This window comes from Egibacteraceae bacterium (genome assembly GCA_040905805.1).
Lineage (GTDB): Bacteria > Actinomycetota > Nitriliruptoria > Euzebyales > Egibacteraceae > DATLGH01.
This window is the reverse complement of the sequence record JBBDQS010000017.1, coordinates 1-11,282: the sequence shown is the minus strand read 5'-3', so window position 1 is coordinate 11,282 and position 11,282 is coordinate 1. Positions and strand designations below refer to the sequence as shown.

7 protein-coding genes are annotated in these 11,282 nt (G+C 73.1%); 3 read left to right on the top strand and 4 right to left on the bottom strand.

Annotated features, from left to right (window positions below):
* The 3 genes from WD250_03240 to WD250_03230 form a co-directional block, all read right to left on the bottom strand.
* A partial coding sequence (locus WD250_03240) for a hypothetical protein (GenBank protein ID MEX2619213.1) occupies positions 1–190 on the bottom strand: 190 nt, incomplete at its 3' end.
* A gap of 119 nt (positions 191–309) precedes the next feature.
* Complete coding sequence (locus WD250_03235) at positions 310–2,229, bottom strand: CocE/NonD family hydrolase (protein ID MEX2619212.1); 1,920 nt, start codon at positions 2,227–2,229, stop codon at positions 310–312.
* An 88-nt stretch (positions 2,230–2,317) separates the two neighbouring features.
* Positions 2,318–4,894: an MMPL family transporter gene (locus tag WD250_03230; GenBank protein MEX2619211.1), complete on the bottom strand. Its 2,577-nt coding sequence runs from the start codon at positions 4,892–4,894 to the stop codon at positions 2,318–2,320.
* Between the two features lie 267 nt (positions 4,895–5,161).
* Here WD250_03230 and WD250_03225 point away from each other — a divergent pair, with 267 nt between their 5' ends.
* Positions 5,162–6,235 (top strand): VIT1/CCC1 family protein, encoded by a 1,074-nt coding sequence (locus WD250_03225; protein ID MEX2619210.1) that lies wholly within the window; start codon positions 5,162–5,164, stop codon positions 6,233–6,235.
* 99 nt (positions 6,236–6,334) lie between these two features.
* The gene (gene ybaL / locus WD250_03220) at positions 6,335–8,098 is read left to right on the top strand and encodes a YbaL family putative K(+) efflux transporter (protein ID MEX2619209.1); all 1,764 of its coding nucleotides are present in this window, start codon (positions 6,335–6,337) and stop codon (positions 8,096–8,098) included.
* A gap of 12 nt (positions 8,099–8,110) precedes the next feature.
* Here ybaL and lon read toward each other — a convergent pair whose 3' ends face one another.
* Positions 8,111–10,498: an endopeptidase La gene (lon, locus tag WD250_03215; protein MEX2619208.1), complete on the bottom strand. Its 2,388-nt coding sequence runs from the start codon at positions 10,496–10,498 to the stop codon at positions 8,111–8,113.
* 89 nt (positions 10,499–10,587) lie between these two features.
* Here lon and WD250_03210 point away from each other — a divergent pair, with 89 nt between their 5' ends.
* The gene (locus tag WD250_03210; GenBank protein ID MEX2619207.1) at positions 10,588–11,196 is read left to right on the top strand and encodes a TetR/AcrR family transcriptional regulator; all 609 of its coding nucleotides are present in this window, start codon (positions 10,588–10,590) and stop codon (positions 11,194–11,196) included.
* The last annotated feature ends 86 nt before the right edge of the window (positions 11,197–11,282 follow it).

Here is an 11,282-nt window from a genome sequence, read left to right as displayed (position 1 = left end):
CGGCGTCGGCGTCGGCGTCGGCGTCGGCGTCGGCGTCGGCGTCGGCGTCGGCGTCGGGTGCGCGGTCGGCGTCGTAGCCGACGGGCTCCTCGCTGGCCAACACGCCGGTCAGCGCGTGCGGGCGCGCCCAGCGGCGCGTGCCCGCAGAGGCGGGTACGTCGCCTGACCGAACCTCCACTGATACGAACATGTGTTCGACTCTATCACCAGGAAAGGACCCATGCAAGGGCTGACGCGCACATTCTTGGAACGCGCCAGCAGACCCACGTGGCAGCGACCGGCGAGACGCCTTCGGCTGTGCCCGCTCGCTCAGCCCCCTTGGCGAAGGGCCACCGCGGCGAACAAGACCAGCAGCGCCAAAGCACCGACGCCTCCCCCGGTGGCGGGCAGGGGCCGCCTGCGCGGGCCGACTGTGTCAGACCCGTCACGCGCCTCGCTGACCACGGGGGCTGCGTCCACGACGGGTACGGCATTGCCGGCGACCGGCACGGCCCCCGAGACGGCGACGTCGATCAGCGCCGGGGTGCGGCCGGTGGCGTGCATGATGCTGGCCGTCGACACCTCCAGGTCGAGGTGGTGATCGGCGGGGATGGTGTAGGCCAACCCCGGCATCGGCACGTCGACGACCGCCTCGCCATCGGTGATATCGGCCCGCACGGCGCCCTCCTGCAGGTTCAGGACCGCACCGGACTCGCGGTGGACGAGCCTCACGAAGACGTTGACGGTCCCGTCCACCCCGCCCAGCGACCCGCCGTCCCCGCCGATGCTCCCGAGGAGGCCGCCGGTCACCGCGCCCAGCGGGCCGAGCGAGCCGACGAGCACGTCACCGACGGCGTGCGTCGGCAGCTCGGCCGCGTGCTCGCCCAGCGGCGCCAGCGCCTGGTCGAGGGAGACGGCCACACCCGTCACCGCGAGCGTCACGTCGGGGATGCCGCGCACCTCGAGCGGTCCCCCGTCGGCGTGCGCAACGGGGAAGGTGGCCGCCCGCGGGTCCCCCGGCGTCGCCACCTTGGCCGACGTGATGGGCAGGGCCGGGATGCCCTCTAGCGGGCCGGCCGCGACGAGGGCCAGGACCTCCTCGGGATCGGGCAGGTCGACCACGGGCACGACCGGCAAGCCGGTGGCCGCACCCGACAGCGCCACCCGGGCGTCGCCCGCGAACACCTCGGCGTCGCGCCAGACGCCCTCGTTCGTACGGTAGGACACCGGTGCGCCCGTCGCCACGTCCTGACCGCGCAGGTGACGGGCGAACCACGTCACGATCGCCTCGTCGAGGTAGGCGCGGTCGCCGGCGTCGGCGTAGGTGGCCGGGCAGGCGACGTGACCGCCGCAGAAGACGACGAAGCGCGCATCGGCGCCCTGGTCGCGTACGTGGCGGTAGATGCCGTGCCCGTCCGTCAGGTCGAACAGCGTGTCCACGCTGCCCTGCAGGACCAGTGTCGGGACCGCGACGGGGCGTCGGGCGCCGTAGGACGCCAGGCTCGACTGGGCCAGGAACGCCTCGGTGCCCGCGGAGACCCTGCCGGTGGTGGCGTACTCGGTCACTGCTTGGTGGATGGCGGGGTCGAGCCCGTCCGCGCTCGGGTCCGTCGCGCACGACGGGTCGAGGCCCTGCCCCGTGCCGGTTGCCATCCCGAGGCTGTACAGGATCGCCACCCATCCCTGGTTGACGACCTCCCCCGAGTACAGCGAGTACCGCAGATCCGACCAGGAGATCTCCGGCGCCAGCGCGTCGATGCGGTGGTCGACCGCCGCGCCGGCCGTCTGTATCCCGCCGGCGTAGGAACCGCCGGACATGCCGACGATCGGGTCGCCGTGCTCGTCGGTGGCGATCGGGGCGTTGGTGACGGCCCAGTCGATCAGCGCGGTGACGTCGCGGCCCTCGGCATCGGGGTCGTCGATGCGGATCTGCCCGCCCGAGCAGCCGAACCCCCGCGAGTCCCAGGTCACGACCGCGTACCCTTCGGCCAGCAGGCGCGACAGCGTGCCGCTTCCCACCTCGGTCTCGCGACTGCCGCCCCACCCGTGGGTGCGCAGGACCAACGGCGCGGGTGCCTGCGGGGAGGCCCCAGCCGGCAGGAACAGCGTCGCCTCGAGCTGCGTACCGTCGAAGGACTCGACCACGTGGTGGCTCGGAAGGACCCCGGCGTCCTGCGCGGTCGCCGGCGACGCTGTGACCGCGAGCCCGACGGCGAGCAGTGCCGCGAAACACCGACAGAACTCTCGCACACAACGCCTTCCCCGAGAACCGAAGGATATCGCGCGCGCCGCAGTGCTCCGGGCGCCGTCCAGCAGCCTCGCGACCTGACCGGGTCGGTCAGACCCCGGCAGACTCCCGGCGCGGGGCCGCCTGCTCCCGCCCGGCCCTGCGGCGGTGCCAACGGTCCCACAGGGCGAGCATGCTCGGCAGGACCAGGGTCGCGGCGAGCAGCGCGAAGCCGATCGCAAAGACCGTCACCATCCCGAACTGCTGGAACGGGGTGAGGGTCGAGGTGACCAGGATGCCGAACCCCGCGCAAGTCGTGAACGCGCTGCCGGCCAGGGCGCCGCCGGTGTGGCGCACCGTGGAGCGGATCGCCTCCGCCGGGTCGTCGTAGGCAACCCGGTCCTCCAGGTAGCGGTTGGTGATGTGGATCGTGTACGGCACGCCGATGCCGATCGCCAGCGCCGCGATCGTGGCGGTCACCGGACCGAACGGGATGCCCGTCGCGGCCATCATGCCGAAGGTCCACAGCACCACGAGCACGACCGGCGCCACGGTGAGGACCCCGAGCGCGGGCCGGCGGTTGCGGAACCAGAAGGTCACGGCGAGCAGGAGCATCGCGGCGAGCAGCGTCACCCCCATCGACGACACCTGCGAGTCGCTCAGCGCCGACACGATCACGTCGTTGATGATCTGGTTGCTGGTCGCCACGGTGCTGGAACCCGCGGAGCGCACGGGTGCGAAGGCGGCGTCGAGGTTGTCGCTCAGGGCGGCTGCGCCGTCCTCCCCCGCGCTGCTCTGGATCGACACCCGCGACAGGTCGTAGCGCCCAGCCTGGTCCCGGGCGAGCACCCGTGCGACCTCGACCGGGGCGGCGGCCAGCATGGCGTCGTAGAGCCCGGCGACATCGGCGTCCTCGGCGACCGTGAGATCCTCGCCGACGCCGGCGGCGGCCGCCGCCGCGGCCACCGCCGGGGCCAGTGGCGCCCCGTCGGGGCCCGGCGCGACGAGCGTGCCGAGGACGCTGACCGGCGAGTCGGCCTGCGCCTGGTCGCCGAAGGTCGCAACGTCGTCGACCCCGGTGAGGGCGTCGACCGCCTCGACGGTGGCGTTGTGCACGGCCGGGGTGGCGACGTCGCCCTCGACGAGGACGTCGGTGGATTCGCCGAACCCACCGCCGAAGCGCTCCACGATCTCGTCGAAGGTCGCAACGATCGGGGACTCGTCGCTGACGAAGTCGGTGAAGCTGAATCGTGTCTCGAGCTGGGACAGCCCCCAGACCCCCAGCGCCCCGCCGAGCACGACCGTCACGAGCAGCGTCGCGACCGGCACCCGCTCGGCCAGCACCGCCGTCCGGGCCATCACGCCCGGAAGAACACGCTCGCTCGTGCGGGCCAACGCCTCGCGGGGCAGGTGGCCGAGCCGTTGCGCTCGCCGGTCCAGCAGCAACCGCACGGCCGGCACGAAGGTCAACATGAGCAGGAAGGACGCGACGATGCCGATCGCGGCGAGGATACCGAAGTCCTTCAACGCCGGGACCGGGTTGATCACGTTGGTGAGGAACCCGACGGCGGTCGTCACGGTCGCGAGCGTGAGCGCCACGCCCACGGTCGTGATCGCCCGACGGATGCTCTCCTGCACGCCGGCGCCCGTGGCCACCTCCTCGCGGTAGCGCGACGTGAGGTGGATCGCGTAGTCCACCCCCAACCCGATCAGCAGGACCGGGACGATCTGGCTGACCTCCGTCAGCCCGCCGATCACCCCCGCGTAGCCGGGACCGAGCAGCACGGCGGCGCCGTTCATCCACAGGATCGCCATGACGATGGTGACCATGGTCAGCAGCACGTCGGCGACGGTCCGTCGTCCCGCCGCCACCAGGGTGAGGCCCAGGCCGGGCCGCAGCCAGTACACGAAGGCGAGGATGACCACGATGATCACGAAGGCAGAGGCGAACAGGCGCAGCAGCTCTGCCTCGAACGCGTCGGTCTCGGAGAACAGCAGCCCGAAGCTGAACGCCTCCGCGGTCACGTCGGGCGGCAGATCGGCGCCGCGAACAGCGGCAGCCAGGTCCGCCTCCACCTCGACCTGCGCGTCGAACTGCGCGGCGGCGTCCGCACCCTCCGGGGCGATGCTCTCCGTCTCGAGGAAGACGAGCACCAGGGCCGCGTCCGTGCTCGCCGCGTTCACATCGGTCTCGGCGGGCAGCAGCCCCGCCACGAGGCCGACCTGTTCGGGCGGCAGCGCCTCGAGCGCCGTGGTGAACGTGGCCGCGACCGTGTCGTCGTCGGCCGCCGCCGGGTCGACGCCCTGCTCGGCCAGCGCCGCCTGGGCCGGACCGAGCCAGGAGACCACCGCCGGGCGGTCGGGGCGTTCGGACAGGTGGGGCCCGGCGTCGCTGCCCTGGGCGGCAGCCGTGATCGCCTGGACTGCGGCGACGCCGTCGGCGCTGACCAGCTCCGACCCCGAGACGAGGATCTGGACGACGCCCTCCCCCGCGCCGTTGAACCGCTCGTCGATCGTCTCGCTGGCCTGCAGCTGGGGGTTGTCTGGCGCGAAACCCTCGTTGCCCACCGCCATCTCGACCTGCGAGGAGAGTGCGGCGAAGGCCACCGTGGCCACCACGGCAGCCACGACCACCACGCCGGGCAGACGCCCGACCAGCCCGGCCATGCCCCGCGCGATGCGCTCCATCGGGTTCCCTCAGGTCAGCAACAGACGTCGTGACGCGCGGGCGCGCGGAGATGCCCGCCACGTGCCCCGCGTTGCTCACCCCAGGATAGCCCACCGCCGCCGAGCCAATGTGCCGGTCGGGCGGGGGTTTGTGGCGACGTCGCGGTGTGCTACATGTCCTCGTCGTCGGAGGTGGCACCGCCTCGGTGGGCAGCAACCATGGCGCGGGGGGCATCCCGGCCACCCGGGCCAGGCGCGGGGGACCCGAACAGGAGATCGGAGCAGCACGTGAGCACCAAGCAGTCGCGCAGGTACCGCCGCTACCTCGGCGCCGAGACGGACGGTGCGGCGATCTACCGAGCGCTTGCCGAGCGGAGCGACGGGCAGCGGCGCGAGATCCTGTTCCACCTCGCCGAGGCCGAGCAACGCCACGCCGGGCACTGGGCCGACCGACTCGCGGCGCTCGGCGAGGAGCGCCCCGACCCGGCCACGATGCGCCCGGGGTGGCGTGCACAGGTCCTGATCCGCCTGGCCCGCCGGCTCGGCACGCGTGTGGTCATCCCGCTGCTCGAACGCGGTGAGGCGGCCGAGATCCGCCGGTACGACGACGAGCCCGCGGCGCCGGCCAGCATGACCAGCGACGAGCGCATCCACGCCCGGGTGGTCGCGAGCCTGTTCCCGTCGTGGCGCACGCGCCTGTCGGGGTCGCTGCGCGCGGGCACGTTCGGCGTGAACGACGGCCTGGTGTCGAACCTCGCCCTGGTGATGGGCGTGGCCGGCGGTCAGGCGAGCGACCGGGGGATCCTGCTGGCCGGTCTGGTCGGCCTGCTCGGCGGGGGCCTGTCGATGGGCATCGGCGAGTGGATCTCGGTGACCACCCAACGGGAGCTGTGGGAGGGCGAGGTCGAGCTCGACACCCACGACCTGGAGGCGCTGCCCGCGGAGGGGGCCAACGAGCTCAGCCTGCTCTTCCGCGCCAAGGGCGCGCAGCCCGAACGGGCCGCCGCGATGGCCCGCGAGGTCCTCGGCGATGCGCGGGCGGGCGCACACCTGCTCGCCAACGAGACGCTCGGCTTCGACCCGCAGGCGCTCGGGTCACCGTGGGGCGCCGCGCTGTCGAACTTCGGCGCCTTCGTCAGCGGCGCCGCGATCCCCGTCCTGCCCTACGTGGTGGGCTCCGGCACGGGCGCCTTCGTCTGGGCCATAGTGGGATCCGCCGTGGCCCTCTTCGGCGTGGGGGCGCTCCTCAGCCTGCTGACCTACCGCCCGATGGCGCTCGCCGGGGCCCGTCAGCTCGCCATCGGCGCCCTGGCCGCCGGCGCCACGTACCTCCTGGGCGGGGTGGTCGGCGGCGCGCTGTGAGCTCGGCGCCCCACCCATGCCCCCCGAGAGGGTGTCTCGTACGCTCCATGGGAGCCCTGGCACGTGCCGACCCCGCCCCGCCCGTCCCTCGGAGGCCGTATGCCCCAGCACACCGAGCTCATCTTCTTCGTCGCGGTTGGTTTCGGCCTGGCCTTCCTGCTGGGCCTGTTGGCGAACAAGCTGCGGCTTCCGCCCCTGGTCGGCTACCTCGTCGCCGGGGTCGCGGTCGGACCGTTCACACCGGGGTTCGTGGGCGATCAGGATATCGCCGCGCAGCTCGCCGAGATCGGCGTCATCCTGCTGATGTTCGGTGTCGGCATGCACTTCTCGGTTCGCGACCTGCTGGCGGTGCGGCGGATATCGCTACCGGGCGCGGTCTTCCAGATCACCGTCGCCACGGCTCTCGGCGTCGGTCTGACCCAACTGTGGGGCTGGACGCTCGGGGAGGGGCTGGTGCTGGGCTTGGCGCTGTCGGTGGCCAGCACGGTCGTGCTGCTGCGCGCGCTGGAGGACCAAGGGCTCCTGGATTCGGTCGACGGCAGGATCGCGGTGGGGTGGCTGATCGTCGAAGACCTCGCGATGGTGCTGGCGCTGGTGCTGCTGCCCGCCCTGGCCGGACCCCTCGGTGGGACGACCCCCGAGGGCGCCGGCGGTCCGCTGTGGGTGACGCTGGCGATCACGTTGGCGAAGGTGATCGCGTTCCTGGCCGTGATGTGGGTGGGGGGACGCCGCGCGGTGCCGTGGTTCCTCGGCCACGTGGCCCGCAGCGGCTCACGCGAGCTGTTCACCCTGGCGGTCCTGGCCATCGCCCTCGGCATCGCCGTCGGCGCCGCCGCCCTCTTCGGTGTCTCCCTGGCGCTGGGCGCCTTCTTCGCCGGCCTGGTCGTCAGCGAGTCGGAGGTCAGCGAACAGACAGCCGCCGACGCGGTGCCGTTCCAGGATGCCTTCGCGGTGCTGTTCTTCGTGTCCGTGGGGATGCTGTTCGACCCCGCCGTCCTGGTGGAGAACCCCCTGGGGGTGGTGTCGGTCCTGGCGATCATCCTCGTCGGCAAGTCGTTGGCGGCCTTCGGCATCGTCCTGCTGTTCCGCTACCCTCTGCGCACGGCACTGGTCGTGGCGGCGAGCCTGGCCCAGATCGGGGAGTTCTCCTTCATCCTGGTGGTGCTCGGCGACTCGCTGGGTCTGCTGCCCGACGGCGCACAGAGCCTGGTCCTGGCCGGAGCCCTGCTGTCCATCACCCTCAACCCCTTCCTGTTCGCTGCGACCGGCCCCATCTCGCGCTGGATCCACGCCCGCCCGCGGCTGCAGCAGGTCCTGGAGCGTCCGGCCGGCGACCTCACCGAGCTTCCTACCACCGTCGTCGAGGACGAGCTGACCGACCACGTGGTCCTGGTCGGTCACGGTCGGGTCGGCGCCCCCGTTGCCGAGGCGCTCCAGCACCGGGGCATCCCCTACGTCGTGATCGAACAGAACCGCGAGCTGGTCAGTGACCTGAAGGAGCAAGGGCTCCCAGTCGTCTACGGCGACGCGTCACGCCCGGGCATCCTCGAGCACGCCCACCTCGAGCGTGCGCGGTTGCTGCTGGTGACCACCCCCGATGCCTTCGAGGCCGGCGCGGTCATCGATCTGGCCAAGGACGTCAACCCCGACGTGGACGTCGCGGTGCGCACCCACTCCGACGCGGAACGCGCCGAGATGGAGCAACGCGGCGTCGGACGGGCGGTGGTGGCCGAGCGCGAGGTCGCCCTCGCCCTCCTGCGCTACGCCTTCGGGACGTTCGGCATCGTGGAGGACATGTCGGCGGTGGCCGCCAGGACCCTGAAGATCACCCGACCACACGACGGCCGCACCGAACCGACCTGACCGGCCTGGCGTTCACGACGTCACGGGCGCGGGTTCTTCCAGTGCGGCGGACAGCACCTCGCCGATGCGCTCGGCGAAGTGGAAGGTCAGGTCGTCGCGGATCTCCGCGGGCACGTCATCGAGGTCGTCCTCGTTGCGCTGCGGCAGGATCACCTCACGCAGACCGGCGCGGTGGGCGGCCAGCACCTTCTGCTTCACCCCGCCGATGGGCAGCACCCGGCCGGTGAGGGTGACCTCGCCGGTCATGCCCACATCGGGGCGCACCGCCCGCCCGGACACCAGGCTCGCCAGCGCGGTGACCATCGTGATGCCGGCCGACGGGCCGTCCTTCGGGATGGCGCCGGCGGGCACGTGCACGTGGAAGCGGCGGCCGGTCACGGCCTCCGCGGGCACACCAAGGTCGGTGAGGTGGGCGCGGACCCAGGACAGGGCGATCTCGGCGGACTCGCGCATGACGTCGCCGAGCTGGCCGGTCAGGGTCAGCCCCGGTTCGCCGTCGGCGGCGTTGGCCTCGACGGCGAGCACGTCGCCCCCGGCACCGGTCACGGCCAGGCCGGTCGCGATGCCCGGCACGGGCTCGCGGTCCACCTCGTCGCGCTGGGCGGTCGGGCGGCCGAGCAGCTCGCGCAGCGCGTCGGTGTCGACGGTGATCGGCGGAGTGGCCGCGCCCGTGGCGATGCGGGTCGCGGCCTTGCGGGCCAGCTTGCCGAGCTGCCGCTCGAGGCCGCGCACGCCGGCCTCGCGGGTCCAGCCGTCCACGATGGCAGCGATCGCCTCGTCGCTCACGTCGAGCTCGTCGGGGCGCAGCCCGGCGCGCTCGAGCTGGCGGGGCAGCAGATGGGCGCGCGCGATCGCGGCCTTCTCCCGCTCCGTGTAGCCGTCAAGCCGGATGATCTCCAACCGGTCGTACAGCGCCGGAGGGATCGTGTCGGCGACGTTGGCCGTCGCCAGGAACAGCACGTCGGACAGGTCGAGGTCGACCTCCAGGTAGTGGTCGCGGAAGGTGTGGTTCTGCGCCGGGTCGAGGACCTCGAGCAGCGCGGAGGTGGGATCGCCGCGCCAGTCCGCACCGACCTTGTCGAGCTCGTCGAGCAGGACCACCGGGTTCAGGCTGCCGGCCTCCCGCAGCGCCCGGGCGATGCGGCCCGGCTGGGCGCCCACGTAGGTGCGGCGGTGGCCGCGGATCTCCGCCTCGTCGCGCACGCCACCGAGGGCCACGCGCACGAAGCGCCGCCCGAGCGCCCGGGCCACCGACTCGCCCAGCGAGGTCTTGCCCACGCCAGGCGGACCCACCAGGGCGAGGATCGCTCCGTCGCCGCGCTCGGTGGCGGTGGTGGCCGGTGCCTCCGCCGCCCCGGCGGGGACGTGCGCGGACTGGTCGCCAGCCTCGGCCGTGCGCTCCCGGCGCAGCTTGCGGACAGCGAGGAACTCCACCAGCCGCTCCTTCACCTCGTCCAGGCCGCTGTGGTCCGCGTCGAGCACGGCCCTGGCGGCACGCAGGTCGAACTCGTCGTCGGTGCGCACCCCCCAGGGCAGCTCGAAGATCGTGTCGAGCCACGTCCGGACCCAGCCGTGCTCGGGGTTCTGCTCGCCCATGCGCTCGAGCCGGTCGATCTCCTTGGTGACGGCGGCCTGCACGGGCTCGGGCAGGTCGGCCTCGGCCAGCCGACGGCGGTACTCGGCCACGGGGTCGTCACCGTCGGCGTCGCCGAGCTCGGTGCGGATGGCCTCCAGCTGGCGGCGCAGGAGGTGCTCGCGCTGGTCGCGTTCCATCCCGTCGGTCACCTGGGAGCGCACGCGGTCGCGGATGCTCATCTCGGCCAGGCTGTCCTTGGCCCAGGCCAGCGCCTTCTCCAGGCGGGCGCGCACGTCGAGGGTCTCCAGCAGCTCGATGCGCTGCTCGGCGTCGAGGTCCGGGGAGTAGACCGCGGTGTCGGCGAGCTGGCCGGGATCGGTCATCCCGGCGATGGCCTCGGCCACGCCCCGGGCGTTGCGGTGCTCCAGGATCTCGGCCACCACGGCCCGGTACTCGCGCATCAGCTCGGTGACCTCGGGCGTCACCTCCGTGGGGTCGACGACGTCCTCCACGCTCACCCAGAGCACCCCGCCCTCGCCGGCCTGGCCGGCGCCGATCTTGGCGCGCGACAGCCCGCGGACGACCACGCCGCGGCCCCCGCTGGGCAGCGGCTCGTCATGCTCGATGGTGGCCACGGTGCCGACCGCGGCGTGACGGCTGCCCACCTGCGGCACCAGGAGCAGTCGCCCGCCGGCGTGGCCGGCGGCGGCGACGGCCTCCTTGGCCTCCTCGGTCTCCGCAGCCAGGTTCACGACCATGCCGGGGATGACCACCCCGGCGGGCAGCGGCAGGACGGGCAGTGTCGTGTCGGTGAGATCTGGCATGAGAACCTCGCGATCTGAAGGGTCCGGAGCCCCGTCCAACAGCCGGCACGCCGTGGATATTCCGAAACGGAACCGTTACGTTTCATATTATGCCTGCAACCGGCCGACCCGGCAGACCCCGCAGCTCGCGCGCCCACCGCGCGGTGCTCGAGGCGGTCATCCACCTGCTCGGTGACCGCGGGCTGGCCGGCATGTCGGTCGAGGCCGTCGCCGACCGGGCGGGGGTCAGCAAAGCCACCATCTACCGCCACTGGTCCTCGAAGGAGGCGCTGTGCGTGGAGGCCGTCGCCTGCGTGGTCGTCGAGTCACCGGCACCTTGCGGCGAGGGTCCTCGCGTCGAGCTGCGTAGCCTGCTACTGGGTGTGGCCGCCGCACTGGAGCGCTCCGACGCCGGCCGCCTCCTCCCCCACCTCGCCAGCGCGGCCGCCACGGACCCCCAGCTCGCGCAGGTCTGGCGCCTGGCGCTGGTGGAGCCCACGCACCGGCGCGTCGCGGCCTGCCTGCGCCGTGCGCGCGACGTGGGGGTGCTCGGCCCCGATGCCGACCCCGACCTGCTCGCCGAGCTCCTCCTCGCCCCGCTGTTCTACCGGCGCCTGGTCACCGGCCGTCCCGCCCGGGACGGCGCGCTGGTCGATGACGTGCTCGACGCGGTGTGGCGTGCCTGGCCCCCGACCGGCGGTCGAGGGGTCACCGCCTGACCCCACCCGCGAAACGGCCAGGACGCATCCGGCCCGGGGCAGTCGCCGGGCCACGCGACCACCGTGGACGCGGTCGTCTGGCCGGG